Origin of the sequence: Acinetobacter lwoffii (assembly GCF_024129435.1) — a bacterium.
Lineage (GTDB): Bacteria > Pseudomonadota > Gammaproteobacteria > Pseudomonadales > Moraxellaceae > Acinetobacter > Acinetobacter lwoffii_F.
In genome coordinates this window covers 1-24,999 of record NZ_JAMXXN010000005.1, presented here as the reverse complement: position 1 = coordinate 24,999, position 24,999 = coordinate 1, and the positions used below count along the sequence as shown (strand labels likewise).

The window sequence follows — 24,999 nt, the reverse complement described above, 5'->3', positions numbered from 1 at the left end:
GACTTGCCACGTCATCAATTGATACGCGTGGTTCCCTCTCCTGAGCAAGTTTTAAAGCACTGCTTTAAAATGAAGCGCAAGAAAGGATGAGGGCTAGGGAGAGGATTTTTTTAAATTAATACTCTTCTCTTAAATTTTCTAATTCAGTCGCACGTGCGGCAGTCGCTTCCATGTAACAACTATTGCTATTTACAGTTGCAATCGTCCCTCCATTCGGGTCGGCATAAAAATCGCAATTGGCATCACGATAGCGAATCCAGAGACGCTGAACCTCTTGAAGCTGTTTTTTACGGTTTGCATTCAGCGATGCCATCGTCTGTTTATAGGCATTATTTAACCGTGTATCTTGGCGATCTGTTTCGGCCGCAATACAATCCAGCATATTTACAGTAACGCCACCTGAGCGATCCATACAATTTGAGTATTGCCGACTCAAATCATTGTCCCCTGCGTACAGCGCAGGAGGAAGTATAAACATACTTAAACCCAATAAAGCAGTGCGTTTGAACATAACAACCCCTATCTTTTCATTTATGTTATTCATAATAAATACCATAATTGAACCCTGGCACGCATGCATTCAATCAGTTATTTCCCTCTTAACTCACCCAACTTATTCCACACATCCGGTGTCAAGAAAGTGACCACCAGTTTATTTAAATCCACATAACGCAGCACACCTTTAAGCTGACTTTTCACTTCAGGATTTTCTAAAATTTCCTCACCGGTAATCCGTCCAAGTTCCTGAAAACTGTCACCCACCGCTTGTACGCCTTCCGCAGCAATTACCGCTTTGGTCTGTGCAGAACATTGCTCTACCAATATACGCTGCAATACTTGGGCTAAATTTTTATCCAGCTGGGTTCTTTGTGCTTCATTCACATTACTGAATTTCTTCAATTCCGGATGTGCAGATAAGGCAACAAAGGTCCATTGCAGCACCGTTGTTTTATCTGCTGCCGTGGTGGATTTCACCAGACAGTTACTCAGCTGCTCGACGGTTGGCCCCGCAATAGCCATTTGGGTGGTAGCCATCAAGGCCATTGCCATTAATCCCCACCGAATTTTAGCTGTAAATCTGCGACGGATAACCTCAGTTTGGCGTGACATAAGCGAATCTCTTTTTTAACAATCAGCTACTTTGTATCATAGACTCGCACCTTGCCCGTGTTATTACTCTGTAATTTATGGCAATACACAAGCCACGGGCAAAAGACCGATATCTGATTAGGTGTATTGAGTGTAAATGTGAGTTTGAGATTAGAAATCCCCGTCTCTGTTCAGCATTTTTTAAGACGCCACTTTAAAAAAAAGGCGAGTGAAAGCATCCTCAGAATGTATTTTAAGGATGCTCGAAAGAGGATGGATTAAGAAGGAAAAAATAGTCCTACTTCACCTGCCTGAGCATATTCTTTGCTCCGGCATGATTATAATTATTGGCCAGGTTTTGCAAAATTTTTACCGCCTGACCTTTGGCATTGGAAAAACGGCTGCTATAACTCGGCACACTGGTTAAACAGCGCGCTACCAGCATCCCTGATTCAGTATAGACACGTGTTCCCTCTGTGCCCTGCAATTTGCCATAGTTATAGGCACGCTGGGCGTTGTTACAGGCATTATTCAGATTCTTACCGCTATTAATATCACGTCGCGCTGCCACATAGATTTTCATCTGATGTTGTTGCGGTGTTTCTACTACCGTAGCTCGAGCTGATGCCGCTGCTAGCTGCTTTTTCTCCGCTTCTTTTTTCTCTAACTCTTTTCTTTCTAATTCCTTTCGCTCTAATTCTTTCTTTTCCAGTTCTTTACGTGCTGATTCCTTCAGTTCATTTGTCGTCTTTGCGACAGGAGTCTTAGGAGGAGTCATGGTTTTTATCAATGCAGGAGTGGTTTTCTCCACAGCAACCCTGGCTTTAGTTGGACGATAAAAGTTTTTTGCTTGAGAAGGGCTCATGACCTGGGTGAGTAGTCGAACACTACGCGTCTGGCTAGATTTATCAACTTGTCGTTCAGAAGTTGGTTCAATCGAGACAATCCAGCTTTCAGTCAGGTCATCCATACGACACTGATAGGCACCGCTACCTTGTACAACACCCCGATTGGCACTCAGGCGTTTACGCTGGGCAACATCTGCCACGGCACTAAAATTACTTTTATACAGCAGGGAAAATTTACCGCCCTGTTCATGACAATATTGCGTCAGTATCGAACGCGGATACATGGCCTGAGTCGTGTTATTTTTCTGAGCTTGTCCCCAAAGATAAACATAATCTTTTGCACTACCATCACGTTGATTCAAAGCCCGTTTGGCAATTAGTTCTTCCGGACTGGCAAAAGGATGTAACACCTCTGATTTCAACCGATTCACGCTATTACATCCAGCTAAAGCTGCTGCCCCTATTATTAGAATTATTACTTTTAGCTTCACAGCAAATATCTCAACCCCAAAATCCCGTATAACATAGCTTAAATAGCACAAAACAACAAACACAAGATATTGATAACTATAATATTTAAATGGTAAAAAGGCACATATCAGCCTCAACTTTGCTGATTATGCCAAGCTTCATGTGATAAAAATTGACACAAGTATCATTTTTAAATCAGTTCAAATAATAAACAATTCCATTCAGGACTCAAGAAAAAGATAGAAAAAACACATAAAAAACCGAAGAAAGCGGTGAGTCCTTCTCCGGCGGCTTATTCAGGATAACGCTACAGACCTTTATTATAATGGGTAATAAATTTACCTTTTATCCGCTATAACATTACCTGAACAAGATCAGCATAAGAATAATTTCCTCAACGTACACTCGTTATTTTTATACGTCAAACCACCGGAAATTAAACGCCATCTTGGCTGGCCCTTAGGATTCTAGACAAGAAAAAAATATCTGAATACCCCAATATTGGGAGGTTCTGACAGGATTTACCCAAGTCATCTGACCAACGGTCAGATCGATATTTTCCATTGGATTTTGTATACTAACTCGCCATAAAAAAAGCCAAACCTAAAACTGTTTGGCTGATAAAGCAAGGTAAGAATCTGAGAAAAAATTAATCAATATGTGATTCAAATGCTTTCAAACGTTTATAGATCGACATCAGTTCAATAATCGTCGGCCAAGACAGAATCAGATACTGGAAAGATTCCCGCACTTTGCCAAATACATTCAGGATTTGCATCATCAAACCAAGAGTAATTGCCCCTGCTGCAATACTTGGAAACAGAATAAATAATCCGTAAATATTGTCTAACTGCAAGTACCAGATCCGAACCATGTTGAAATAAGCATAGTGAAAATACAACCGGAAATAATTCCAGCGTACCCGGCTAAACAGTTCTTGTAATGTCAGCGGATGTGCGCGATCAGCATAGTCTTCGCCATAGACCAGCTCTTTACGATAGGCTGCCTCAACTTTCTGGTTATTGAACTCCAGTCCGGGCAATTTCATTCCCACGACCATTAAAATGACCGTACCCAATACCGCCCAGCCAATCGAGGCCCACATTAAAGCATGCGGTATTTCCCCGACAATTGGTAAAACCTTCACGTGACTAGAGAGCTGATATAAGATCGGCAGGAATGCCATTAGTAACATGAGCGCTTCAATCAAGGAAACACTCAACTGCTCTGTGGTTTTGGCAAAGCGCATGGTATCTTCCTGGATACGTTGTGATGCACCTTCAATATGACGTAACTGCTCCCAATGTGCAGTGTAATAATCATTCATCGCGGTACGCCAGCGGAAGACATAATGGCTGACAAAAAACAGATTAAATACCGCTAAAGTGACATAAACCATCGCAATATAAATAAAGGTTAATGCGCCTTGATACAGCAATGAAACATCCCCACCACCCTTAGTGAGCATTTGTTGAATCTGATCATAAAACGGGCTATACCATTCGTTTAATACGACATTGACCTGTACCCCGAACCAGATATTAAACAGAATAAATGCCGAGCCCCAGACCGACCAGCGCTGCCATCGGTGTCTGGCTTTCCATTGCCAGAACAGCGCAAATATCGTAGTTGCAATGAAATACCAGAGATAGAACCAGATGAATTGAGCTGACCAGAAACGCTCGATACCGATTGTAAGCTTTTCATCAGAATAACCTTCAGGAAAACCCAGATAGGTTCCCCATCCTGATCCGCCACTATGCCAAAGTACAAGATTAATGATAAACCACAAAATCAGGCTGCTAAAAAACCAGACGGGTTGCGGGAAAAATGACTTAAACATGCCGACCCAGTTCTCCTTATGTCTCTTGGTCATCCAAATGACGCATAGTTTATTCTTATTTTAGATTTTTACTGTTATAAAGCATTAATTTTCAATTTAGTGTAAAAAAGGATAGAAAGATATCGAGTCTCTAGAAAATTATTTTTATCATTCAGCTCTGCGTTATGATTTTCCTTATATTCTCGATTTTTATCATTTAGCCGAGCGATATCAAAAAACAGAAAAATCATCATGTTTTTGACCTTTCGTTATTTTGATAGACTTTTTTATGCCTGTTATCTGTCGGGTTTATGTAAAAGAAATTCATACTTGCGAGCATTGCAAGAACAGGATGAACATCAGGCATACTGCACGTCTCCTGAGTATCTTTTATCAAACTAGAGTACTTCTCCTATTTGAATAAGTCATTGATCAAGTTCTCAGTTTTTGAAGAAACGGTTAAATTTTCGAAAATTATGCTATGATTTAATTATCGAAAAGTAATCTTATTTTGGAAAAAACTATGGAAAGTTCGGTAATTGAATTACTTAAACCGGTGACTCTAGAAAAAGAAAACTGCGCCCCTATTAGTTTTGAAGCAGGTACTGTTTTGAAAGTGGTGATGCAGACTCCAACCAGTCTTCTGGTCAGTAATGATGATGACTTTAACTTTACCATTCCTTTAAAAGACAAAAATGAAGTGTGGCGAGAAATTTGAGTATTTTTCTCTTATGCAAATAGATGGGTTGTATCTGAGTTGGGTTTCTTAACTTACTTATATGATACGACCCTTAGCTTCTCTCCGCTTTGATTGCTCTTTTATTATTTTTTCAAAAAATTATTTCTTGCCTCTTCTGTCATCATTTACTGATTTTAAATTGGCTCATATGCATTTGAGCGAAAAATTCTTTTTAATTGAAACATCACTTAATTTTTTGGCCTATGTAAGATCACTGATGATCTGTTTTTCCGTCTTTTGTATCTGCTCTGTCCTTGCAATGACACCTTTACATCTCTTCTCTGTTTAGCTCAACTTCATCTAACACCTACGCTTCGATTCAAAAAAAAAGAATATTCAAGTTATTTTCAGAGTTTAGTCATAGAACTGGCGTTCATCTTTCTTCAATTTTTTATCCTCTGATAAAATTTACCAATAAGAATTAAAAAAATAATCTGAGATGTTAAATTAAGAGGCTGTTTAAATTGTATAGCTCTCCAATTGATCCCAAGAAAGTTTGATTGATACGAAATTCCCCCTCTAGACAATTTTAGTATTTTTCCTTTTAAAACAGCTTAGCCAATTCTAAAAACCATTAATTTTCATAAACTTAATTTAGATATTATTATATATGCCTAATTTATAAATTTATTTAAATTATTATATTTAAAAATATCTCAAAATCACATCTCCCCATATATTTTAAAAAATACAATACAAATTAATAATAAATACTATTTCTTAAAAATTGATTACAAGATACATATTCAGAAATAACGATTAAATAATAAATCTTATTATTTAAAATCCCGAAAAATACTCAATCCAGGAAAAACTTAAAATATAAAATCTTCATAATTTATTTTTAAAATTTATTAACAATACTGGATTTCTACCAAAATATTTCTAAATCTTACAAAGTAACTGTACTTGTTAAAAGTGTTTCGTTTCTGCACTTAAAGCCAGTCTGTTAAATGAAATATGTTATAAATTTAATCAGATTAATGATCATTCAGGTAATTTTAACTTTTAAATCAATTTAATTTCAGAGGCTTAGGTAGTATTTATGTCGATTCTCAAAGAAGATCAAGACCTAGAAGATTCACTTGCTACATCTTCTTATATATTACCTCAAGTGATTTTAAATCAGCTCAAACCTATTATTTATTCTCACAAACTTGTTTTATTTCTTGATATTGATGGAACCATTTCTGAATTCCACCCAGATCCAGCAAAAAGTATAATTAAGAGCGGAACCTTAAATACCTTAAAAGAGTTACAACAATATATTCAGCTAATATTAGTGACCGGTCGCTCAATTGTACAAGCCCAAAAACTTATTTATCCATTTGACTGGAATATTGCCGGCTCTCACGGTCTGGAATTAAGCTATCAATCGCGTTTAAGCAAGTTAATTGATTTAAATCCTGAACAGTTTGAATTATTAAAAGATTATATTACAGAACATAGTAATAATATTTCTCAGACACGAATAGAAATTAAAGACTATTCAATCGCCCTGCATTTTCGTGAACATCCCTATTTAGAGCATCAAGTGCATGCATTTGCCTTGGATTGTCTCGCTCATTTTCAGGATTTTGAACTTAAGGCTGGAAAGTTTGTATTTGAACTGGTGCCCAAAGGTGCAAATAAAGGTTCAGCCATCCACCAAATCATTCAGCAATATCACTTAAGTGATCATTACCCCATTTTTATCGGAGATGACCTGACCGATGAAGCCGGTTTCCAAGTCATCAACACATTCAAAGGCTGCTCTATCAAAGTCGGCACAGGCAACACCGTGGCACAACATCGCCTCGAAAACGTGACTCAAGTACAGGCTTTTCTAGCGGAATTTTTAGAAATACTGAAAGCACAACAACAATTATTATTGGAGAAATTACATGTCGAAACTCATAGTGTTATCAAATCGTGTAAATCTACCTAAGACAGACAATACACAGGCAGGTGGATTAGCGGTGGCATTGCAGGATGCTTTGCAGGATATAGGCGGTATCTGGGTTGGCTGGAATGGATCCCGAGTTGACCAGATGAAAGAGCAGAAGTTTCAAATCCTGAAGCATCAAAATGTTGAATATCACACGAGTCCATTGACTGAATCCCAATATCAAGGTTTTTATTGTGGTTTTGCCAACAATGCATTGTGGCCACTGATGCACGACCAGCATCAACTTGTAGATTATCAGCCGCAGGATTTTAAAATCTATCAGGATGTCAATTTGCGTTTTGCCAAGCACCTGAAACAGGTGGCATCTCCACATGACATTATCTGGATCCATGATTATCATTTTTTAAGCGTGGCGCATTATTGCCGTAAACTGGGCATGCGTAACCGTATTGGATTTTTCCTGCATATTCCCTTTCCTGAACTAAGGCTCTGGCAGACTTTAGCCGCCCATCGCGATCTGGCACATCATTTGGCCAACTATGATGTACTTGGTTTGCAGACCTCTCGCGATCAGGAAAACTGTCTAAATTTCCTTGAACAGACCTTAAAAGTGCAGCATCGTCACAATGAAATCCTGAATTATCAATCTCGAAAGATTCATGTGAAATGCTATCCGATTGGTGTGCATCCTGTGCAGCTACAGAATCAGGCCTCAGATACCCATCTGGAAAAGCTTCCCTTTGATCTGGATACAGTGCAGCCTTATAAAACCATCATTTCAGTTGACCGGATTGATTATAGTAAAGGCTTATTGGAGAAAATCGGATCGTTGCAGAGCTTGCTGGAAGATCAACCGGAGTTTAAAAATCAATTCCAGCAATTACAAATTGCCTGCCCATGCCGACTGGATGTAAAAACCTATAAGAACCTGTATACGCAATTTAAATCTGCCGTGCATGAACTCAATAGCCAGCATGGCACAACGGACTGGTTACCCTTTGATTGCAGCTATGACACCTTGGGTCATGAAGCCTTGATGCAACTGTATCGTAAGGCTGATATTTGCTGGGTAAATTCGATCCGGGATGGCATGAATCTGGTCGCCAAGGAATATATTGCTGCACAAGATCCTTTAGATCCGGGTGTCTTGATTCTTTCTAAATATGCCGGTGCTGCTGAACAGATGAAAGAAGCCTTACTGGTCGATCCTTATGAGCATGACAGTATGGCCAAAGCCTTGAAGAAAGCGCTGCGCATGTCTAAATCAGAACGTTTAGAGCGCTATCGTTATTTAAGCCAAGGCTTGAAAAATTTCGATATTATTCGCTGGCGTGATCAGTTTATCACTGACCTGAAAAACTCACAAAGCTTGCGGATCTATCGTCCGGTGGCTGCAGGAGTTTCAAACCAGTTCAGTATGCATGCCTAAATTTTTAAGTAAAAAAAACACCAGCATTAAGCTGGTGTTTCATTTTGAAGAGGAGCCACAATCTCTTCGCTTTGTTGTACTTCGCTTGGGTCTGCAGTGAAATGATTCAAAATCACAATACTCAATAGACCAATCGCAATCACGCTAAATACCAGACTCAATCCGATGATTTCACTACCAAAGCCGACCAATGCTGGCCCAATCAACGAACCTGTATAAGCAAATACCGATACATAAGACAATGCCACATGTGAAGCCAAAGTTTTCTGACGTCCTGCACGGGAAAACATCAGCGGTACAATGTTGGCACTACCTAAACCTAAAATCGCATAGCCGACCAACACCACTTGCCAGACTGGGGCAAAAACCACGGTTAATAAACCGGTTGCAGCCAAGAGTGCACTTAACAGAATCGTATTTTTTTCACCAAACTGCTGAATAATCAGGTGACCGCTAAAACGTCCTAGTACCATCAAACCCGCAAAGAAACTATAAGCCAGACCGGTTTGCGCCGCAGGCAGGCTGAACTCAGTAGCAAGATAAATACCACTCCAGTCCATGGCGGCACCTTCCGAAAGAAAAGCCACAAAACAGATCAGACCAATACCTAAAATTGCCCAGGTCGGCGCTGCTTTTTTCACCGGCTGTTCTGATGATGTTTCTTCTACTGCTGTTTTTGGCTCAGCACCCAAGCTAAAAGGAACAGCAAATAAGGCAATAAGCAGCAAAATTACACTGACAATCACCGCACCGGTTAAAGGCGCCAAGCCAAGTCCCATTAACATGGTCATGCCCAGTACGCCTGCCAGACCACCTAAACTACACACTCCATGAAAACCCGACATTAAACTTTTACCGAGTTTTTTCTCAATCTGTGCAGCCTGGATATTGACAGTCACACCCAAAGCACCGGCACTGGCACCAAAGAAAAACAGGCTGATGGCCATCATTAAATGATTCGGACTATAAGCCAGAGCAGGCAGAATGAACAAAAATGCACTGAGAATTACGGCTAAAACAGTACGGCAACCTAAGGCATTGGCCAGTCGGCCGGCCAGTGGCATCGCCAGCATTGAACCAATCCCGGCACACAGCAATAACAGGCCAAAATCAGCATGATTTAATAACAGGCGCTGCTGTGCATATGGAATTAAGGGTGCCCAAGCCGCAGTACTAAAGCCCAAGCTAAAGAAGCACAACGCAGTCGCTATTTTCTGCCATAGATATGGTGATGGAGACTGAATTCGAGAAAGCAGTGTTTGATTGAACATTATATTACCAAAAAAGAAGGCTCAGGCATCCATTACCGATCATCCATAGAAAAACCCCACAGACTTATAGCTAGAATGTATAAGTTTGCGGGGCTGAATTTGCGTGAATTATAAACAGAATAAATTTAAATGGAATAGTTTTTAGACCCTAATTTTAAGATTTTTTACAAGTATCTGATTGTATAAAATTTATAGTTTTATGCTTTTATTTGCATAGGCTGATCGGTTTTTTCGCGGCCTGCTTAAGCTCAAGTTTTTGTAGAAAATGTGCAAAACCTGCAGCAATTTTTGAGCTAAGACGACTGCTGGTAGTGACTCTCAGCTGATTCGACCAGACAATCTGCGCGTCAGCTTTTTCTAAACGACGGATGAAATCGACATCTTCATGACAGTCCAGTTGCTGAAACCCATTAACCTGTATATAAGCCGAAGCTTTAAAACACAGGTTTGCGCCATGAACATGCCGATGTCCCATGCTGTCCTGATAATGTCGGAGATAAGCCTGACGGGTTTTCCGGCTTAAATGATCCCATTGATCCAGCTCGACCACACCACAAATCGCATCGGTGGGTTGATGCTGTAACATCATCTGAAACCAGTCACACTGTACGAATGAATCGGCATCGGTACAGCAAATCCAGTCACAGCCCTGCTCGATCATTTGCTGAATCCCCAAATGGCGTGCCTTACCGACATTTCGGAAGTCGCAGCTCATAGCCGGAATGCCCATTTGCTGAACTTTAACGGCGGTGCTATCAGTACAATGGTCCAAGACCACGAGAATCTGGATTTCAGGAAGATTTTCTATTGTTTTAAAATATTGAAAAAAATAAGTTTGTGCTGATTTTAAGGCTAACAGACAGCGTTCAATATAGGCTTCTTCATTACAGGCCGGAATCACCACACCGATTTTTTTCATCTTAAGCCCTCCTGCTCTGCTACGGATTGTGCTGAATTCAGCCACAGATCTACCAAAAAATCGGAGTCCTGCAAACTTAAACGATGTGCATAGTTCAAATGCGCTTTAAGATATTGATGGACATCTTCACCATTTAAGCTAAATCCCGAGATCGGCGCACGCCAATGACAACTCAAGATACATCCGCCCGGTTCGAGTGCAGTATGCAACCATGTCAGCACCTGTTGCAGAGCAATCGGGTTCAGATAATATAAAATCTCACTGACGACAATGAGCTGAAATTTCTGTTTGGGCAAGTCATCTGGCACGACACGCTGTAACACCTGCACATGTGAATAATCTTGTAAACGCTGCTGCGCTAACTGGATCGCAGTATCATTGGCATCCAGACACGTTAAGCTATCTGTCCGCTGCGCCAGTTCCTGACTGAAGATGCCATTACTGCAACCAATTTCAATCGCGGAGTCAAACTGCAAGCTCGGCAAGACCGCCAGACAAATCTGGCGTTTGCGCTGTTCATACCAACGCTGTTCATATTGCCAGGGATCTCCCTGATTCAGTGCATATAAGGCATCGAAGTATTCCTGATCATAGGCTGCTTTACTATTCATATAGATACACCTCCCAGGGCTGTAAAATACGTTGCAATGCCTGCTCTGGCAGAATCGGTGATTGATCTATCGTCGGATCAAGCTCGATCTGGCTCTTAAAACACCGCGCAGCTCGAGACTTATATTGTAATTCTTCCTCAGTTAATTTGAGTTGATGAGCGACGGTCCAGGGAATTCTGGTATCTCCAGGTGTTGCCCAATGCCATGCCCAAATCAAGACCTGAATACAGGGCAAATGAAGTTCAGTGGCCAGCTGCTGTGTGACCTGCCCCGTAATTTCATGATCTGGATGTCCATCATGAACAAATGTGCTAATTAACACATCATTCGGTTGCAGATAAGATTGCAGATGCTGTTGCAACACATCCCGCTGTTCGGCCACCTTGCCATCTTGAATATCTAAAGCGATCCGCAAGATATTCTGTTTTAAAGGTAACGCTTCTAAAGCTGCTCGCGTTTCAGCAGGACGAATCTGGTTCAACTCTTCGGGAGTATATAGACTAGAGCCGGGATGACTGGCTGTCCCATTGGTAACGGCAAAAAGTATGATCTGATAGCCAAGTTTGTCCAGACGCTGAATCAGGCCTCCACAGCCCAAAATTTCATCATCAGGATGAGGGGCAATGATGCAGACTCTGGCATCTAGAGGAATAACCTTAGGAATATCAAATTCCGGCATCTGTTGCAGGATCTGACAGGAACGCCATTCTTCAAGTCTTGTGCCTTCACCATGGATGACACGATCCCCTACAATCTCATGTCTTATAACGTCCATAATTGTTCCTCCTGTGCAGTCAGCTCGCCAATCCGCTCCAAGTCAAATGCAGCATGACTTTGACGAATAAATACCGGAAGATCTGCTGCAAGCCGAGCGAAATGCGGATGCTCACAATACGGCCCAGCACCAAGTGCCTTACCTACATGAGTTAGTACATTTAAGGCAGTCGCTTCCACCTGAGCACGTAGGCTACGAATCTTTAACTCATGTGCGTGTTGCGGTTGCCGATCAATCAATGTAGCAACTTGATAAAATAAGGCTTGTGTTGCTAAAAGCTCCCGACTAATTTCACCGAGATACATGGCCTTATAGGCATGCGGTTTTAACAATACTGCCTGTCTTAAATATTCAGCCAAACGCACGGTTGCGCCATACCAGCACGCGGCCACACCTGCGGCGCCATGCCAGAATCCGGGCCGATCCAGATAGGCATTTGGAGCTGCGACTTTTTCCACCTCAACATGATCCAGTTCCAGCCGGGCAGTCAAGGTATGCTGCATGCCCACTGCCTGCCAGGCATCCTGATGATGCTGAATGCCTTCTTGTGACAAATCTAGAATCAGTAATTGTGAATATTGCTGCTCATCACGGTGAGTCAGCAGACCGTGTTGCACCCAGACCGATGCAGAACACCAAGGCTTAATTCCGCTTAGCTTTCCTGCTTGCAATGTTAAAGGTTTGGGGCCACCTTCTGCTGCCCATACTGCCCATAAGCCTTTTTGTTCTACCGGAATATTCAGTTCATGCAGAATAGCTAAAGCATCTAAATGCGATTCATAGAGTTTACCCAGACTCAGATTGCTGGCTGAAACCTGGCTGAGTATCTGCCAGCGTTTTAAGGTCGCTCCGGAAGCGGGATAAGGCACCTGGTCAGAAATCGCCACCAGCTCCATTAAAGTGTGCTGAATTTTTTCTTGTAGCTCCAGAGGAGAATTTTCAAATCTTTGTAATATTGAACCGAGGTTCATGCATGCGGTTCCTCATAAAATACGGATAATGTTGTTGTGTTTGTAAAGTCAGTTAATGAGAAAGCTTGCGCATTTGTTTTAAACGAGTGGTCAGCCCTAATATCTTACGCCGTGTATTAATTTCTTCTTCATTGAAACAAAGTTGCTGCATCAGTTCAGCTAAAGGCAAATGATTATGTTCAATGAGATAAATATCCTGCTCTCTGCTCCATTTGGCTTGTTGTGCTTGAGCCAACAACTTTTTGACATCCGGTCTCACCATCTCTTCATCCATTTTAAAACCATGAGGATAGAAGCCGGAGCCTCTATCCTCTAAAACATTAATTGAATCATTTAGGCAGGAATCGCTTCCGCAATTGCTTCACGCGCCCAGACACGATGGTTCAGGATCAAAGTCTTGAAGCTATCTTGTACTGCTTCAAACTGTCCGTTTACCAGAGTTCCTTCATCGCTAACCAAGCGCAGATCTTCAATCAGCTTGCCTTTATCGCCCAAGAACACAATCGGTTTTAAATGCTTGTAGGCTTCCAGTAGATAATGAGTCGCCACGCCATCTTTCATCACCACATCGTAATTATCACCGTCAGCAATCACCACGGCATCATAGGCAATGGATGGTTCTGCTTTTTGCATACCATCGGAAGGAATCACCTCGCCTTGCTGACCCAGTACCGGGCCCGGTTTTGGGGTCAGTACATCGACCACAGCCCCTTCTGATTCTGCCCAGGTTTGAACAGCTTTGATACTGGCCTCATTGGCTTTATCGTGTACCAGTAGGGCAATTTTTCGTGCTTTGATATCTTCAGGTTTGAATGCCTCGAAAGATAAGCGTGGTGAAACCTTCACCTCTGGCAATTTCGCAGCTTTTTTCTCTGCCGGAATTTCAATGCCCAATTGGTCAGCCACCTGCTGTGCCAAGTCCAGATCGATATTGCAGAGCACTTCAAGCACTTCACGCTCACGAATATATTTGCGCTCCACCTTGCTCAGCTCGAAGACATAGGCATCGACAATATGCTTCTGTTCATGCGGCGTCTGGCTGCGGTAGAAAAGACGGGGCTGACTAAAGTGATCACTGAAAGATTCGCTACGCTGACGAATTTTGTGTCCATCAATACGTTCCTGATAACTTTCAAAACCACCGCCTTGTGCTGCGGGCGGAGTTTCAGCCGGCCAGTTATTGTCAATCGAATTCGGCTCATAACTGGCTTGACCGGTATGTACAATACGCTGATGTAAACCGTCACGCTGGTTATTGTGGAATGGACAAACCGGCTTGTTAATTGGGATCTGGTGGAAGTTTGGACCACCTAAACGGCTAAGCTGAGTATCGGTATAGGAGAACAGACGTGCTTGTAATAATGGATCATTGGTAAAATCTAGTCCTGGCACAATATGTCCCGGACAGAATGCCACCTGCTCGGTTTCACCGAAGAAATAATCAACATTACGGTTCAGCACCATTCTGCCAATCGGCGTCGCCGGCACCAGTTCTTCCGGAATAATTTTGGTTGGGTCCAGCAAGTCGAAGTCGTACTTCATCTCATCTTCTTCTGGAACGACCTGTACACCCAACTCCCATTCCGGATAGTTACCGGAGGCAATCGCTTCATATAAGTCACGACGATGGAAATCCGGATCTTTACCCGCCAGTTTTTGTGCTTCATCCCAGACCAGTTGGGCGAGACCCTGTTTTGGCGTCCAGTGGAATTTCACAAAAACCGCTTTATTCTCGGCATTGATAAAACGGAAAGTATGCACACCAAAGCCTTGAATGGCTCTTAAATTACGTGGAATACCCCGATCCGACATGGCCCACATCACCGCATGTGCAGATTCAGGCACTAAGGAAACAAAATCCCAAAAAGTATCATGTGCAGATGCACCAGTAGGAATCTCGGTCTGTGGTTCAGGCTTAACCGCATGTACAAAATCCGGGAACTTGATCCCATCCTGAATAAAGAATACCGGCGCATCATTCGCCACTAGATCAAAATTACCTTCATCAGTATAAAACTTGGTCGCGAAACCACGAATATCACGTACCGTATCTGCTGAACCACGCGGGCCCTGTACGGTAGAAAAGCGCACAAATACTGGCGTTTGCACACTGGTATTAGTCAAGAAGCCTGCCTTGGTCAGTTTTTCATTACCTGGATAAGCCTCAAAATAGCCATGTGCGCCGACACCGCGGGCATGCACAATACGTTCTGGAATTCGCTCATGGTCAAAATGGGTAATTTTTTCCCGAAGAATAAAATCTTCGATCAAGGTCGCACCGCGAACGCCTGCCTTGAGACTGTTCTGGTTATCGGAAATTTTAACCCCTTGATTGGTGGTGAGTGCCTGCTCGGTCGCATCACTGCGATATGTGTCGAGCTGCTCACTTTTTTTATTGGTATTTTGTTTGTCTAAACCGTCTTTACCAGTCGCGGGGCTATTGGCCTTAATTTTCATGATGTATTCCTTGCTGAGCTTGAGTTTAGTGCAGATATTTTTGGTCTATCTCAAAGTCGCTTGAGCTGATATTTTGCATGGCTTGACCAATCAAACTCATCCCGCAAGTCAATCTGCTACAGCCGATCCTGTATCAGCCTCATATTTCTTCTTAATATGCTGACTCGAAGCATTTTTGCTCTTCTGGGAATATTGTTATTGGTTTCGCCTGTGTCCTAACATAACTGCATTTGAGAAAGAGATTTATTATTGTTTGTAGTGCCTTGTTTAATTAAGGCAGCATTGTGTTATTTTTTATAAATTTCGGGTTTATTTATGATTTAAATTTTTATCTAAGTTATTTATTTAAAATAAAATATTAAAATTTCACAGAGATATTTCGAAATAAAGATTCAGTATGGTGATATGTGATCTTGCTCACAAATAAGCGTCATAACCCAAAACGATGTTTCAATCCTGAAATGATTAGGACTTTTTAGAAGTTCAATTTGCTATGAGAAATTAACGTGCTACCGCTGAAGTATAGTCAAAATTTGACAGATTTAAATAGTTACAATCCCGCGTCCTGCTTATACATAATGACTAAACTTCCTGCCTTTATATTGATTTAATATCTATAACTTATAACCACTTAAATCTCTTAGCCTGTTAGATCAAATACAAAGTCATAGAGATCATTTCATCTCTTGGCTCGGGCTTCAGATACATCCGACTTTATTTTAATACACCGTATCGCGTTAAGTTTGAAGGAGTAAGAGCATGGCCTCTTCTAAAAAAGAATCTAAAGCAATGAAAATTGATATCGGGATTTCGCATGATGATCGCGCCAAAATTGTCGATGGTTTATCCAGACTTTTAGCAGACAGTTATACCCTGTATTTGATGACCCATAATTTCCACTGGAATGTCACCGGCCCCCAGTTCAACAGCCTGCACAACATGTTTATGACTCAATATACCGAGCAATGGAATGCGTTGGACATCATTGCTGAACGTATTCGTGCTCTAGGTTTTGCAGCACCCGGCACTTATAAACAGTTTGTAAAACTCACCTCCATTAAAGAAGTCGAAGGTGTACCTAAAGCTGAAGAAATGATACGTTTACTGGTAGATGCACATGAAACTGTGGCACGTACCGCCAGAAGTATTTTTTCGATCATTGAAGAAGCCAATGATCAGCCGACCGCTGACATTCTCACGCAAAGACTGGAAGTACACGAAAAAACTGCCTGGATGCTGAGAAGCAATCTGGAACAATAAAATCGGATCGAATCTTTGAAATCAGGCTTATTCACAGGATGAAATGGAAACTTGCGGTAGTGCCATTAAAGTTCGGCTTCATCCTGACGTTTATATTAGAGGGATTTATCGGCACTCAATGATTAGATCAAGCTAAAAGTCAGGATCATTAAAATTAAACCATCAAAATTTAAGGATGTAGGCAATCGCATACATCCTTTTTTAACAAACAGATTGTTTACAGATTATTTCAATCTCATATATGGCTATCATTTTTTGAAAGCTATAAATCTGAAATATCTTTTCGATCGCTTCAAAAAATTAGCCCTCCTGGCTCCTTACAGTACAGCTTAATCTTGATGCGAATTGCTCGAATCACTTTCAATCCGGCCATCGACCAGATTGAGGGTACGATCACAAGTGGCAGACAGGCGCGGATCATGCGTGACTAAAAGTACGGCGCAGTCGCGTTCACGATGCACTTTACGAAACAGTTCAAACATATCAGCCGCGGTCTGGGTATCCAGATTACCTGTCGGTTCATCGGCCAATAATAATGCTGGCTCAGTAATCAAGGCCCGAGCAATGGCCACCCGCTGCTGCTGTCCTCCGGACAATTCATTCGGTTTACGCTCGGCAAATTTTTCCAGTCCCACTGCCGCTAGTAAATCACGTGCGCGTTGCATTGCCTGCTGATTCGGTTTGCCATGCGCCATCATTAAAGGCATGAGAATATTATCCAGTGCACTAAACGCCTGAATCAGATGGTGAAACTGAAATACAAACCCAATACTGTTGCCGCGTAGCGCCGTACGACCGGTGTCATCCATCGCACTGGTAGGTTGTCCCAACAAGTACAGCTCGCCACTGGTTGGTTTATCTAGCAGTCCCAGAATATTCAATAAGGTACTTTTACCGGAACCGGAAGGACCAATGAGTGCAGCAAAGTCGTTGCGATCAATGCGCAGGTCAATGCCATGCAAGACCTCAACCTCATTGGGCTGTCCAATATTATAAGATTTTCGCAACGCTTCCAGACGCAGAACTTCCTGAGATTGCTCAGACATGACGAATCGCCTCCACCGGGTCGAGTGCCGCGGCCCGGCGTGATGGCACCGCTGCAGCCAGTACGCCTGTTAATGTCGCCAATAATAGCGCCAAAATCACCAGCTCAATCGAAATTGGAATATAGAATAATCCTGGCCCAAAATTATTAAATACCCACACCAGACCATAACTGACTATGCTGCCCAGCACCGAACCGAGCAAGCCAAAGATTGCGCCCTGAAACAGAAAAACTCTCAAGATTTGCGATTGGGTCGCACCTGTCGCCCGCAAAATACCAATTTCCCGGGTGCGCTGCACCACACTGACGGACATGACGCTGGCAATCCCGAAAGCCACCGAAATTGCGACAAAGACAATAATCATATTAGTCGACAGGCTTTGTGCAGTAATGGCATTCATCAGTTGTGCATTGGTTTCAATCCAGCTTTCGGCTTTTAATGAGGTCAGGTGTCCGACTTGTGCTGCAACCTGGTCTGCCTCAAAAATATTGGCAATGGTCAGGTCAATCACCGTTACCCCGCCTGGCAGGCCGAGTAAGGACTGTGCCTGCTTGAGATCCAGATAGACATAACGCGCATCCAGTTCGCGCACACCCAGTTCAAAAATACCGGCAATATTCACCAAAGCACTATTTTGTTGACCAGTATCCAGTCGCAACTTGCTGCCGACCTGAACACCGAGGTCTTTGGCCAGTTGACTGCCAATCAGCACATCATCCGCGCCGACCCGCAACTGACCACTGATTAAATATTCTTTTAATGGAATGATCTGCTGATAACGCTCCAGATTCATCCCGACCAAGGCCACGGATTCAATCGCATCACCGCGTTGTACAAAGGCCGGTCCAGACACCACCGGCGAGACAGCGGTCAGTACAGGTAACTGGTCCAGTGTTTCGGTAATCTGTTGCCAATTGTTGATTGAACGCAACCGCTGTGCCCGTTTATCTTCCTGCAATAATTGCACGGTCCCGGCGGGAGACGGCACAATCTGGTTAACTTCATCGGGTGACAACAGGCGAATATGCGCCTGTGTGCCTAAGGTTCGTTCGACAATATTGGCTTGTAGCCCCTGAATCAAAGCGGTGATAAAGACGATCACTGCCACGCCCACGGCGACTCCGATGGTGATCATGATGGATTGCGCGCGACCCTCGCGCAAAAAACTGACCGCGATTTTCCATTCGATCCAGAGCCGCCCGAATAAATTTTTCAATCGAAGTTCACCGGTAATTCATTTTTGCTATTGGCCATATCAGCAGAATTCTGCAATGAACTCTGTTGTGATTTTAAGCGAACTCTGGTGCCATCCTCCAATGAAGATTCGCCATCTGCCAGCACCTGATCGCCCTCGCTCAGCCCGGATTTCACCTCTGACATGGCTAAGCCACGCAAGCCCAAAGTAATCTGCTGACGCTGTACTTTTCCATCACGTCCCATGAAGACCACAGCTTTATCTCCCTTGATACTGCTTAAAGCATCATTCGGAATAGCCAGAGCCCGTGCTCGTTTGGCCGTCTCGACATTCACCGATACCGTCATGTCCTGACGCAGAAAATCTGGTACGGGATTGACAGTTAACCTGACTTCTACCGTACCTCGCTGTGGATCGATACTTGGTGCAATAAAGTTAATCCGGGCCGGGAAAGACTGATCCGGATAGGCATCGCTAATTACGGTGGCATTTTGCTGCAAGGCCAGTTGCGGTAAATTCCGCTCATCTAGCGGTACCCGGATTTCTGTATTCCCTGTTAACGCAATGGTAAATAAAGTTTGTCCCGGCTGAACCAGATCACCCGGCTCGACATCGCGTGTCAATACTGTACCGGCGACCGCAGCCCGAATCTTGGTTTTGGCCAGTTGAGCCTGTGCCACCGCCAGCTGTTCCCGAAGCGATGCTTCTTCGACTTGACCCGCAGCCAATGCTGTTGCTTTTACCCGGGCTGTCTCATAATTATTGCGCGCGACTCTTTCTGCTTCCACAGCCTGTTCGACTTCTTCCCTCGACAGGATACCGGCTTCTGCATTACGTCGACGTGTAGCTTCTCGGCTGGCTTGCTCCAGCTGGGCTTTGGCACTGGCCAGTTCTGCTGCAGCCTGTGGCCGTCGGCTGCTTGCCAATTCGGTCAATGCCAGCTCGGCCTGTCTGACTTGGGCCAGCAATTCATCCGATTTCAATACCACCAGCAGATCACCCGGTTTAACCTGATCGCCTTCCTGCACCAGACGTTGCAGAACCACACCACTAATTTCACTGCCTACCTGGGCACGTGAAACTTTCGCAACACGTCCGGTCGCAACAACATTTTGTACCAGCGGCATGGCACTCAGCGTATAACTAGGCACCACTGGCCCCTGCCACCAACGAAATAGAGCAAACCCTACTGCTAGTAGCAATACGATAACGAGCAAAATTTTATAGCGGGCAGCGCGCAATGAGAATCTCCGGTTGATTCGTCTAATTTAAAATAAGAAAGTCAAAACTGTATTTATTTTTTCCCCTAAGGTTTAATTTACAACAAGTTTCTAATTGGAATTATAGGTATTTTATTGAGTTTGAAAAGAATGTTGAGTTCCTGTCCACTTTTATGAGCTAGCTTAAGTCGGTGTCAGTGAATTTAATCAATAACAGATCCAGACGCGGGATCAGGTAACAGAAAATTGTATTGAGTTTAAGGAAATGGAGATGTGATCAAAAAAAACAGGCTTGATCGTGATGGATCTAGCCTGTTCAATCGTTTGGGTGTTAATTGGATATTAGTTAAATGTTAAACAGTACGACGCAATGGCTGATCACGTTGCGCCAGACTTTCGCCCATCGGCACGAGTCGTCTATCAGGATCAATCTTTTGCCAAGGCAGGTCATTCGGGTCTGCTTTCATGGCACCAGGCGCTTTCGCGACCAAAATGGCAGCAGCCATATCTTGAAAATTTGCACGAAAATGTACCGAGCTTTTCACCACGATAATCGATTTATCTTCAGGCAAAACACCAAAAATTCTAAACATATTACGATCGAGCAACTGGGCTTTATAGGAACTGACTGCAATTTCAATACCGTCTATTTCCAGTAATACACTCGGGCCGCTATCCGCCTCGACGCCATGCATCATGGGTCCGCCATAGCTGAATTTTCCATCGCTATAGGCTTTGATTTTAAATTCAGCGCTAAATGGGGCATCCCCGGCAATACCCGATGTTCCACCCAGTTGCGCATAAAAATTCTGACCAAGCTCAAGCTGATAGGCTTGCTGCACCACCGCGGGATCTACAATGAGGCCAATCAATGCATTTTTAACCTGATGTCGATGTAGCGCCGATAGCATCCCGGTCGTATTCGAATCACCACCGGCTTCCGGATTATCCTGAGTATCTGCAATCACTACGGGTCTGGTCGAATGATACTGTTGGTATAATTGCAGCGCCTGCTGCACGGCATGATCGGGTGATAAAAAATCCATATTCCAATGCGCTTCTTGTTGCAGCACATGGGCGATATAGCCTTGCATAGCCTGATCTAACTGCATAGCGTTTTCACTATAGCCCCAGATACAACCACCACATTCGGCAAAGTCTGCCGCCGGAAAACCCGGCGTGAAATTCATCTGAATAGAATTATTTTGTTCTAGCTGTTCAAGTAAATTCATACAAGACTGGGTAGGTTCCAGCTCGGTACATTGTGCATTCAGCGCAATCAAAAACGGCAGCTTATACATTTGCTTGTGCAGCTTTTCACCCCGGAATATTTGATCCAGCAGTTGGGCACAGCGTTGTCCGGTTTGAGCCATATCTACATGTGGATAGGTCCGATAGCAAATCAATGCATCACTATGAGCAAACATCGCCTGCGTGACATTGGCATGGAAGTCCAGACTGGCAATTACCGGAATGTCCGGACCAACGGCCTCGCGAACCCGTCTTAATAATTCGCCTTCACCATCATCCACCTGTTCACTGACCATGGCACCATGCAGATCCAGATAGACAGCATCTGCCGGATGTTGCTGAATGCTGGAAATAATTTCATCACAGATCCGCTGGTAAGTGTCCTGCTCTACATGCGCTGAAGGTGAAGTCCCTGCCCAGATCACTGGCAAAAGTTGATAACCGAATTGTTCTGCTTGCTGGATAAAACCGCCAATCGGAATGTTCTGTTCCCGAAATTTCAGGACATCTGCGCCACGACTTAGCGGAGGAAATCCCCCACCCTGGACAAAATCGGCATAGCTTGCTTTGGTCGGGGCAAAGGTATTGGTTTCATGTTGAAAGCCCGCAATGATGATTTTTTTCATATCTTGAATCCTTCCTATGCTACGTATTGATTATTTATCGACGATTAAGGCGGCGCGTGTTGTTTGCTGAGGCGCAGCTTGCTTTTTCAGTCTGAAGGCATAGAGCAGGAAAGTGCCACCGAGCATCATGATCACAGCAATCGAGAACCAGCCTGCCAGCATGGAACCGGTCATTGACTGCGCCATGCCCATAATATTTGGACTGACAAAACCACCGAGTAATCCAATACTGTTAATTAAGGCAATTCCGCCTGCTGCTGCACTACCGCTTAAGTATTTCGATGGAATCGACCAGAAAATGGTATAGGCACTAAACATAAAGGCCGTTGCGGTACAGATCGCAATAAAGGACAGCAGGAAATTTGCACTGATCACCGACAACATCAAGCTAACTCCGGCCAATACCGTGGGCACTACACAATGCCATTTCCGTTCCTGCCATTTGTCCGAGCTGCGGGCAAAGATGATCATGAAAATTGCGCCGCATAAATACGGGATTGCCACCAACCAGCCAATCATCTGCAAATTCTGGATACCGCCCGATTTCAATAAAGATGGTAGCCAGAAGCCAATCGCATAGATGCCACAGATAATGGTGAAGTAGGCCAAGACCATGAAATAAATCCAGGGATCCTTCAACACCGCTTTAAAATTGCTATGACCGCTTGCAGACTGATGCTGCGAAATTTCTTTTACCAACAAGGCTTTGTCTTCTTGTGACAGCCATTTTGCTTGTGAGGGATGATCGGTCAAATAAAAGTACGCTACGCAGCCCAACAGCACGGTTGGTACAGCTTCCAATAAAAATAACCATTGCCAGCCAGAAAGATTATAAATCTGATGGAAAGCACTCATGATTTGTGTGGATAAAGGTGCACCTAACATGCCAGCCAGTGGCCCGGCCAGCATGACAATCGCCATGACACGTGCCATACGTGCGCCCGAATACCAATAGGTCAGATAGAAAATCATGCCTGGGGCAAAACCGGCTTCGAATACACCTAGTAAAAAGCGCAAGATATAAAACATTTGTGGGGTAGTGACAAACAGCATCGACATGGAGGTCAGGCCCCACAAAATCATGATGCGGGTAATGGTTTTTCTAGCGCCGACTTTTTCAAAATACAGATTGGTTGGCACTTCAAACAGTACATAACCTAAAAAGAATATGCCGGCTGCCATGCCATAAATTGCATCGTTAAAGCCCAGCTCCTGCTGCATTTGTAACTTGGCAAATCCGATATTGATCCGGTCCAGATAAGCAAAGAAATAACATAGCAATAAAAATGGCAGCAGGCGCCAGCTTACTTTCTTGTAAATCTGGTCTAACCGTTGTTGATGGGAGGTGATTAAATCCATCTAAAACTCCTTTTTATCTAGATCTTCTTATTGTTCAAAAACAATGTAAGCACGCTCCTGACTTGATAACAATGTAATTTATTAGGCATACTGATGCTTTTAAGGCATCAGAGTTTTTATGGACAGAAACTTGCAATTCCTTGCGCCACTGAACGGAATCAATGAAAAACGTTTGCGTTATTTCTATACGGTGATGATGTTTGGCTCGATGCGCAAAGCAGCAGATATCCTGAATATTGAACAGTCCGCCATGAGCCGACAGATTCAACTCTTTGAATCAGAATTAAAAATAAACCTGTTCAAACGTAAGGGACGGCATATTATTCCGACTGAAGCTGCCTATCTGGTACTTGAGTATTTCAAGGAAAATAAAAATCGTGAAAATGAATTATTTGACAGTCTATTTCAGCTGCAATCTTCTCAACTTGGCAAAGTGAACATTGTTTCAAGTGAAAGTTATATGCAACATATGATTTATGATGTACTTCGACATGTGCATCATAAATATCCAAATCTTGAAATCCAGTTAGAATTAATGAGTGCCCAGTATGTGGTACGACATATCGTGGACAGTCTGGCGCATATTGGACTGGCGTATAATCCGCCATTTCATACAGACATCAGCACCATTGCCCATAAAACAGAACCTTTTATTCTGGCTGTTCCTGCCGGTCATCCTCTTGCCAAGCTCAAGCCTCGCATTTGTCTTTCCGAAATTTCAGCCTATAAATTTGCCTTAATGCCCGTAGGGCATGGTTTCCGTCAGCTACTTGACAGTGAAATGGTACGCTTACAAGTGAACCTGAATATTGGCCTGACCACCAATTCTATTTATGCCTTAAAAAATTATGTTGTGGCTGGACATGGGATTTCCGCCATGCGCTATGCAGATATTGCAGATGCAGTAAAAGAAGGTCAGGCCGTCGCCTTAACTATTGATTCCGAACTGTGCAACACGGCTCAGACCCAACTGATGGTACGTAAAAATACCCATTTGTCAGAGTCGAAGCATTTATTGATTGAGCGTATTCGTTCTAGTTTTGATTTGATTTTTTAAATTGCTTATAAAATTTAGGCAATAAAAAAGCCACTTGGATAAGTGGCTGATTTATTACAAGAATTTTGGTGGAGGTGGCGGGAGTTGAACTCACTAGAACTCAACCCTATCAATTTCTATCTAATATAAGTTATTGAATTATCTATTATTCAATTACTTGCATATGATAGTTTGTGATAGCCATTAAAAAAAGTGTGGCAAAAAATGTGGCAAAGATTTATTTAGCTTAGAACGGCTTTGTTGCACAAACCTATCTGTAAAGGCTTTTTCAGCGATATAATTTTCAAATGAAGAAGCCTACACACAAAATCTACCGCACAACCAATTGGCCCGCATATAACCGAGCACTCATGAGTCGCGGAAATATTGCCATTTGGTTTGATCCTGCTACGCAATGGTATGCGCCATCAAAAGGCAAACAAGGGCGAAATCAAACCTACTCCGACGTAGCCATCCAATGCTGCTTAATGATTAAATCCTTATTCCGTCTGTCTTTACGTATGGTTACTGGCTTTGTGCAAAGTCTGATTAAACTTTGCGGCTGAGCAGCCCCGAATATCAGTGATATTCGTACACCACGCTTTGTAGAAGACAAAAGCATATTGATATTGCAATCAGCTACCAAAAAAGTAGCGATGGGCTGCATCTACTCATGGACTCTACAGGCATGAAGTTTCTAGGTGAGGGCGAATGGA

The 24,999-nt window shown here is 43.1% G+C and carries 21 protein-coding genes and 1 pseudogene; 6 read left to right on the top strand and 16 right to left on the bottom strand.

The window, feature by feature from the left end:
* Positions 1 to 115 precede the first annotated feature (115 nt).
* From NI455_RS04660 to sbmA, 4 genes are all read right to left on the bottom strand, one after another.
* The gene (locus NI455_RS04660) at positions 116 to 511 is read right to left on the bottom strand and encodes a lysozyme inhibitor LprI family protein (RefSeq protein ID WP_004279354.1); all 396 of its coding nucleotides are present in this window, start codon (positions 509 to 511) and stop codon (positions 116 to 118) included.
* Positions 512 to 588: 77 nt separating this feature from the next.
* Complete coding sequence (locus NI455_RS04655; RefSeq protein WP_005251208.1) at positions 589 to 1,110, bottom strand: hypothetical protein; 522 nt, start codon at positions 1,108 to 1,110, stop codon at positions 589 to 591.
* Positions 1,111 to 1,387: 277 nt separating this feature from the next.
* Positions 1,388 to 2,368 carry a hypothetical protein gene (locus NI455_RS04650; RefSeq protein ID WP_253112691.1) on the bottom strand — a complete coding sequence of 327 codons (981 nt, stop codon included), beginning with the start codon at positions 2,366 to 2,368 and terminating at the stop codon, positions 1,388 to 1,390.
* Positions 2,369 to 3,057: 689 nt separating this feature from the next.
* Entirely contained in the window at positions 3,058 to 4,251 is a 1,194-nt protein-coding gene (sbmA, locus tag NI455_RS04645; RefSeq protein ID WP_253112688.1) for a peptide antibiotic transporter SbmA, read from the bottom strand.
* Between the two features lie 502 nt (positions 4,252 to 4,753).
* On the opposite strand from sbmA, the gene NI455_RS04640 reads away from it, so the two are divergent.
* The 3 genes from NI455_RS04640 to NI455_RS04630 all read left to right on the top strand — a co-directional run bounded on the left by NI455_RS04640 (position 4,754) and on the right by NI455_RS04630 (position 8,286).
* Entirely contained in the window at positions 4,754 to 4,948 is a 195-nt protein-coding gene (locus tag NI455_RS04640; RefSeq protein ID WP_044111243.1) for a hypothetical protein, read from the top strand.
* Positions 4,949 to 6,014: 1,066 nt separating this feature from the next.
* Complete coding sequence (gene otsB / locus NI455_RS04635; RefSeq protein ID WP_253112685.1) at positions 6,015 to 6,896, top strand: trehalose-phosphatase; 882 nt, start codon at positions 6,015 to 6,017, stop codon at positions 6,894 to 6,896.
* Positions 6,853 to 8,286, top strand: a complete 1,434-nt coding sequence (locus NI455_RS04630; protein WP_253112681.1) for a trehalose-6-phosphate synthase — start codon at positions 6,853 to 6,855, stop codon at positions 8,284 to 8,286. Before otsB ends, NI455_RS04630 begins: the two co-directional genes overlap by 44 nt.
* Before the next feature lie 26 nt (positions 8,287 to 8,312).
* Here NI455_RS04630 and NI455_RS04625 read toward each other — a convergent pair whose 3' ends face one another.
* The 7 genes from NI455_RS04625 to katE form a co-directional block, all read right to left on the bottom strand.
* Complete coding sequence (locus NI455_RS04625; RefSeq protein WP_253112678.1) at positions 8,313 to 9,557, bottom strand: MFS transporter; 1,245 nt, start codon at positions 9,555 to 9,557, stop codon at positions 8,313 to 8,315.
* Positions 9,558 to 9,762: 205 nt separating this feature from the next.
* Positions 9,763 to 10,476, bottom strand: coding sequence for a glycosyltransferase family 2 protein (locus tag NI455_RS04620; protein ID WP_005247033.1), 714 nt, complete (start codon positions 10,474 to 10,476; stop codon positions 9,763 to 9,765).
* Positions 10,473 to 11,087: a class I SAM-dependent DNA methyltransferase gene (locus tag NI455_RS04615; protein ID WP_195725033.1), complete on the bottom strand. Its 615-nt coding sequence runs from the start codon at positions 11,085 to 11,087 to the stop codon at positions 10,473 to 10,475. Before NI455_RS04615 ends, NI455_RS04620 begins: the two co-directional genes overlap by 4 nt.
* The gene (locus NI455_RS04610; RefSeq protein ID WP_005107605.1) at positions 11,080 to 11,862 is read right to left on the bottom strand and encodes a PIG-L deacetylase family protein; all 783 of its coding nucleotides are present in this window, start codon (positions 11,860 to 11,862) and stop codon (positions 11,080 to 11,082) included. Before NI455_RS04610 ends, NI455_RS04615 begins: the two co-directional genes overlap by 8 nt.
* A complete protein-coding gene (locus NI455_RS04605; protein WP_253112675.1) occupies positions 11,850 to 12,833 on the bottom strand; it encodes an acyl-CoA dehydrogenase in 984 nt (327 codons plus the stop codon). Before NI455_RS04605 ends, NI455_RS04610 begins: the two co-directional genes overlap by 13 nt.
* Before the next feature lie 52 nt (positions 12,834 to 12,885).
* A complete protein-coding gene (locus NI455_RS04600) occupies positions 12,886 to 13,095 on the bottom strand; it encodes a hypothetical protein (protein WP_247143981.1) in 210 nt (69 codons plus the stop codon).
* Between the two features lie 71 nt (positions 13,096 to 13,166).
* Complete coding sequence (katE, locus tag NI455_RS04595) at positions 13,167 to 15,290, bottom strand: catalase HPII (RefSeq protein ID WP_253112673.1); 2,124 nt, start codon at positions 15,288 to 15,290, stop codon at positions 13,167 to 13,169.
* 759 nt (positions 15,291 to 16,049) lie between these two features.
* Here katE and NI455_RS04590 point away from each other — a divergent pair.
* Positions 16,050 to 16,550 carry a Dps family protein gene (locus NI455_RS04590; RefSeq protein ID WP_004646199.1) on the top strand — a complete coding sequence of 167 codons (501 nt, stop codon included), beginning with the start codon at positions 16,050 to 16,052 and terminating at the stop codon, positions 16,548 to 16,550.
* 329 nt (positions 16,551 to 16,879) lie between these two features.
* Here NI455_RS04590 and NI455_RS04585 read toward each other — a convergent pair whose 3' ends face one another.
* From NI455_RS04585 to NI455_RS04565, 5 genes are all read right to left on the bottom strand, one after another.
* The gene (locus NI455_RS04585; RefSeq protein WP_253112671.1) at positions 16,880 to 17,596 is read right to left on the bottom strand and encodes an ABC transporter ATP-binding protein; all 717 of its coding nucleotides are present in this window, start codon (positions 17,594 to 17,596) and stop codon (positions 16,880 to 16,882) included.
* Positions 17,589 to 18,812: an ABC transporter permease gene (locus NI455_RS04580; protein ID WP_253112669.1), complete on the bottom strand. Its 1,224-nt coding sequence runs from the start codon at positions 18,810 to 18,812 to the stop codon at positions 17,589 to 17,591. Before NI455_RS04580 ends, NI455_RS04585 begins: the two co-directional genes overlap by 8 nt.
* Complete coding sequence (locus NI455_RS04575; RefSeq protein WP_253112668.1) at positions 18,809 to 20,032, bottom strand: efflux RND transporter periplasmic adaptor subunit; 1,224 nt, start codon at positions 20,030 to 20,032, stop codon at positions 18,809 to 18,811. The genes NI455_RS04580 and NI455_RS04575 overlap by 4 nt, the downstream gene beginning before the upstream one ends.
* A gap of 332 nt (positions 20,033 to 20,364) precedes the next feature.
* A complete protein-coding gene (locus NI455_RS04570) occupies positions 20,365 to 21,888 on the bottom strand; it encodes a M81 family metallopeptidase (protein ID WP_253112667.1) in 1,524 nt (507 codons plus the stop codon).
* Between the two features lie 30 nt (positions 21,889 to 21,918).
* Positions 21,919 to 23,247, bottom strand: coding sequence for an MFS transporter (locus tag NI455_RS04565; RefSeq protein ID WP_253112666.1), 1,329 nt, complete (start codon positions 23,245 to 23,247; stop codon positions 21,919 to 21,921).
* A 118-nt stretch (positions 23,248 to 23,365) separates the two neighbouring features.
* Here NI455_RS04565 and NI455_RS04560 point away from each other — a divergent pair, with 118 nt between their 5' ends.
* Positions 23,366 to 24,304, top strand: a complete 939-nt coding sequence (locus tag NI455_RS04560; RefSeq protein ID WP_253112665.1) for a LysR family transcriptional regulator — start codon at positions 23,366 to 23,368, stop codon at positions 24,302 to 24,304.
* 287 nt (positions 24,305 to 24,591) lie between these two features.
* Positions 24,592 to 24,999, top strand: a pseudogene (locus NI455_RS04555) (IS5 family transposase); the annotation flags it as partial.

Bases quoted from the DNA above. Each gene is read 5' to 3' on its own strand.
- NI455_RS04620 (WP_005247033.1), bottom strand. From the start codon at position 10,476: ATGAAAAAAATCGGTGTGGTGATTCCGGCCTGTAATGAAGAAGCCTAT.
- NI455_RS04640 (WP_044111243.1), top strand. From the start codon at position 4,754: ATGGAAAGTTCGGTAATTGAATTACTTAAACCGGTGACTCTAGAAAAA.
- otsB (WP_253112685.1), top strand. From the start codon at position 6,015: ATGTCGATTCTCAAAGAAGATCAAGACCTAGAAGATTCACTTGCTACA.
- sbmA (WP_253112688.1), bottom strand. From the start codon at position 4,251: ATGTTTAAGTCATTTTTCCCGCAACCCGTCTGGTTTTTTAGCAGCCTG.
- NI455_RS04605 (WP_253112675.1), bottom strand. From the start codon at position 12,833: ATGAACCTCGGTTCAATATTACAAAGATTTGAAAATTCTCCTCTGGAG.
- NI455_RS04625 (WP_253112678.1), bottom strand. From the start codon at position 9,557: ATGTTCAATCAAACACTGCTTTCTCGAATTCAGTCTCCATCACCATAT.
- NI455_RS04560 (WP_253112665.1), top strand. From the start codon at position 23,366: ATGGACAGAAACTTGCAATTCCTTGCGCCACTGAACGGAATCAATGAA.
- NI455_RS04565 (WP_253112666.1), bottom strand. From the start codon at position 23,247: ATGGATTTAATCACCTCCCATCAACAACGGTTAGACCAGATTTACAAG.
- NI455_RS04660 (WP_004279354.1), bottom strand. From the start codon at position 511: ATGTTCAAACGCACTGCTTTATTGGGTTTAAGTATGTTTATACTTCCT.
- NI455_RS04610 (WP_005107605.1), bottom strand. From the start codon at position 11,862: ATGGACGTTATAAGACATGAGATTGTAGGGGATCGTGTCATCCATGGT.
- NI455_RS04585 (WP_253112671.1), bottom strand. From the start codon at position 17,596: ATGTCTGAGCAATCTCAGGAAGTTCTGCGTCTGGAAGCGTTGCGAAAA.
- katE (WP_253112673.1), bottom strand. From the start codon at position 15,290: ATGAAAATTAAGGCCAATAGCCCCGCGACTGGTAAAGACGGTTTAGAC.
- NI455_RS04570 (WP_253112667.1), bottom strand. From the start codon at position 21,888: ATGAAAAAAATCATCATTGCGGGCTTTCAACATGAAACCAATACCTTT.
- NI455_RS04655 (WP_005251208.1), bottom strand. From the start codon at position 1,110: ATGTCACGCCAAACTGAGGTTATCCGTCGCAGATTTACAGCTAAAATT.
- NI455_RS04615 (WP_195725033.1), bottom strand. From the start codon at position 11,087: ATGAATAGTAAAGCAGCCTATGATCAGGAATACTTCGATGCCTTATAT.
- NI455_RS04600 (WP_247143981.1), bottom strand. From the start codon at position 13,095: ATGGTGAGACCGGATGTCAAAAAGTTGTTGGCTCAAGCACAACAAGCC.
- NI455_RS04630 (WP_253112681.1), top strand. From the start codon at position 6,853: ATGTCGAAACTCATAGTGTTATCAAATCGTGTAAATCTACCTAAGACA.
- NI455_RS04590 (WP_004646199.1), top strand. From the start codon at position 16,050: ATGGCCTCTTCTAAAAAAGAATCTAAAGCAATGAAAATTGATATCGGG.